The organism is Streptomyces sp. NPDC054840 (assembly GCF_053611065.1).
Map to the genome: position 1 here is coordinate 1 of NZ_JBSGZP010000835.1, position 2743 is coordinate 2743.

At 71.1% G+C, this 2743-nt stretch carries 4 protein-coding genes; all 4 read right to left on the minus strand.

Features of this window, described 5'->3' with window-relative positions:
• Positions 1–79: 79 nt before the first annotated feature.
• Positions 80–547: a GNAT family N-acetyltransferase gene (locus ACWGIU_RS34765; protein ID WP_453712092.1), complete on the minus strand. Its 468-nt coding sequence runs from the start codon at positions 545–547 to the stop codon at positions 80–82.
• Positions 544–1485 (minus strand): RluA family pseudouridine synthase, encoded by a 942-nt coding sequence (locus tag ACWGIU_RS34770; protein WP_453712093.1) that lies wholly within the window; start codon positions 1483–1485, stop codon positions 544–546. Before ACWGIU_RS34770 ends, ACWGIU_RS34765 begins: the two co-directional genes overlap by 4 nt.
• A gap of 41 nt (positions 1486–1526) precedes the next feature.
• A complete protein-coding gene (gene lspA, locus ACWGIU_RS34775) occupies positions 1527–2069 on the minus strand; it encodes a signal peptidase II (protein WP_258309950.1) in 543 nt (180 codons plus the stop codon).
• Positions 2070–2232: 163 nt separating this feature from the next.
• A partial coding sequence (locus tag ACWGIU_RS34780; RefSeq protein WP_453712094.1) for a TraR/DksA family transcriptional regulator occupies positions 2233–2743 on the minus strand: 511 nt, incomplete at its 5' end.

Consider the following 2743-nt stretch of genomic DNA (forward strand, 5'->3'; position numbering starts at 1 on the left):
GCCACATCCAACCTCGCCGGCGTTCGAGGCGCGGGGTCTGGGGCGGAGCCCCAGCAGTGGCGGCGCGCAATGGCCCCCGCTACGGCAACGGACGCCGCATCGCGCGGTGCGGGATGCCCGCGTCCTGGAACTCCGGGCCGTAGGCCACGTAACCGAGGCGCTCGTAGAAGCCCAGCGCATGCGTCTGCGCACCGAGGTCGACGGCGGTCAGCCCGAGCCGGGACGCCTCGGCCTCGATCGCCCGGACCAGCGCCACACCCACGCCCAGCCCGCGCGCGGACCTGGTGACGGCCAGCCGGCCCAGCGAGCCGACCGTCAGGTCGCCCGTCTTGCCGAGGGACGCCGGCCCGTACAGCAGCCGGCCCGTGCCCAGCGGCACGCCGTCCGCGCCCACGGCCAGGACGTGCACCGCGTCCGCGTCGTACGCGTCGTACTCGATCGACTCCGGCACCGACTGTTCGACCACGAAGACCTCGGACCGCACCGCGAAGCAGGACTTCAGGTCCTCCTCCGAGACGGCGACCCGCACCTCGACCGGCGAGGTCACTCGCTCTCCGCCCGGATCACGTCCAGCGCGTGCTGCAGGTCCGCCGGGTAGGTGCTCTCGAACTCGACCCACTGCCCGTCCGACGGGTGCTCGAAGCCGAGGCGCACCGCGTGCAGCCACTGCCGGGTGAGGCCGAGCCGCTTGGCGACGGTCGGGTCGGCGCCGTAGGTCAGGTCACCGACACAGGGGTGCCGGTGCGCGGACATGTGCACGCGGATCTGGTGCGTGCGCCCGGTCTCCAGCTTGATGTCCAGCAGCGAGGCGGCGCGGAAGGCCTCGATCAGGTCGTAGTGGGTGACGGACGCCTTGCCGTCCTGGATCACGGCCCACTTGTAGTCCGCGCTGGGGTGGCGGCCGATCGGCGCGTCGATCGTGCCGCTCATCGGGTCCGGGTGGCCCTGCACCAGCGCGTGGTAGCGCTTGTCCACGATCCGCTCGCGGAACTGGTTCTTCAGCGAGGTGTACGCGCGCTCCGACTTCGCGACGGCCATCAGGCCGGACGTGCCGACATCGAGGCGGTGCACGATGCCCTGGCGCTCGGACGCGCCGGAGGTGGAGATGCGGTAGCCGGCCGCGGCGAGGCCACCGATGACGGTGGTGCCGGTCCAGCCGGGGCTCGGGTGGGCGGCGACGCCGACCGGCTTCATGATGACGACGATGTCGTCGTCATCATGGATGATCTCCATGCCGGGAACGGGCTCGGCGACGAGCTCGACCGGCCGGGCCGGCTCGGGCATCTCGACTTCGAGCCAGGCGCCACCGTGTACACGCTCGGACTTCCCGACGACACTGCCGTCGACCGACACCTTTCCCGCGGCCGCGAGATCGGCCGCCTTCGTCCGGGAGAAACCGAACATACGGGCGAGGGCGGCGTCGACGCGCTCGCCCTCCAGGCCATCGGGAACGGGCAGGGTGCGGATCTCGGGAATCGTACTCACCCGTCGAGTATGCAGGACGGGGCGGTCGGACCTTCCCGCGATCAGTCCTTGTGGACGGTCCCGTCCGGGTCCAGGCCCTTGAAGGACAGCAGGACGATCAGGATGCCGCCGCACACGATCGCCGAGTCCGCGAGGTTGAAGACGGCGAAATGGGCGGGCGCGATGAAGTCGACGACCGCACCCCGGAACACACCCGGCGAACGGAAGATCCGGTCGGTCAGGTTGCCCAGCGCGCCGCCCAGCAGCAGGCCCAGGGCGATCGCCCACGGCAGGCTGTAGAGCTTGCGGGCCAGCCGCACGATCACCACGATGACCGAGGCCGCGATGCAGGTGAAGATGATGGTGAAGGCCTCGCCGAAGCCGAAGGCGGCGCCCGGGTTGCGTACCGCCTCGAACTTCAGCAGGTCACCGATGATCTCGATCGGCGGCTGGTGCTCCAGCTTCGCCACGACCAGCATCTTGCTGCCGAGGTCGAGCAGGTAGGCGAGCACCGCCACGACGAGCAGGGCCGTGATCCGACGGCGCCCCTTGGGCCCGGCGGACTCCGGCTGGGTGTCGTCCCCGACCTCCGGCGTACCGATGATGCGCTCCGCCTCTGCCACGTGAGTCCCTCGAACTAGCTCGGACCAGGTTCCTCCTGGACCCTGACGGACACGAGAGTACGTCAGGGCCCCCGCGCACCGCCTGCCCCACCTCCCCCGGCCGTGCCGGACCGTCCGGGCCCGGTACAAGCCGTCGGGACAGTCCTCAGTGCCGCCGTTCCTGCTTCTGCTTGCAGTCGACGCACAGGGTGGCCCGCGGGAAGGCCTGCATCCTGGCCTTGCCGATGGGCTGCCCGCAGTTCTCGCAGAGCCCGTACGTGCCCGCCTCCAGCCGTTCCAGGGCCCGCTCGGTCTGCTCCAGCATCGAGGTGGCGTTCGCCGCGAGCGCCAGCTCGGACTCGCGGGTGATGTTCTTGGTGCCCGTATCGGCCTGGTCGTCGCCCGCACCGTCCCCGGAGTCCCGCATCAGGCCGGTGATCGCCGCTTCGGAGGCGTCGAGCTCGGCCCGCAGGCGCAGCACCTCCGACAGGAGCTCCTCACGGGCGTCCTCGACCTCCTGGGTGGTCCATGGGTCCTCCCCGGGCCGTACGGCGAGCTCGCCGGGGGCCAGGGCCGCCGTGGCCCGCACCTTGGGAAGCCCGCTGGTGGCGGCCTCGGCCGTCTTCCTCGCCGTACCCGTGCTCTTCTTGGCAACCACTTTCCGGACTCCCGTCTTC